The following is a 372-nucleotide window of genomic DNA, read 5'->3' on the forward strand; positions in this document are numbered from 1 at the left end:
CTGCAGTCATTAAGCAAGTTGTAACAGACTATCCCTTACAGGTCATCTGCATGATCAAACCCATGCGTGCAACCTACGGCTATCAAGGACAGCGCTATACCCTTAAAGAGCTCTATGCCCATTTGAAGAAAAAACGGGGACGCGCCATTATCAAAGCAGAAGCAATCGTTAGCCTTGGGCTAAATGATAAGGGTGATGAGATTCATGCCAAAATTATATTTGTTAAAAACCGCAATAGTAAAGGTAAGCGTAATTGGTTAGCGTTACTTTCTACCGACACTGAACTGGAAAATGAAGAAATTATTCGTTTATATGGCAAACGGTGGGACATTGAAACGTTCTTTAAATACTGTAAATCCTACCTGCAGCTCG

Annotated in this window: 1 protein-coding gene; it reads left to right on the forward strand. The window is 41.1% G+C overall.

All coding sequences use genetic code 11. The annotated features are described in order from the left end of the window. The coding region (locus tag ACYQ4S_RS12440) for a transposase (protein ID WP_459771489.1) at nt 1-372 on the forward strand (372 nt) is incomplete at both ends.

It is taken from the genome of Alkalibacterium sp. s-m-28 (genome assembly GCF_054658175.1).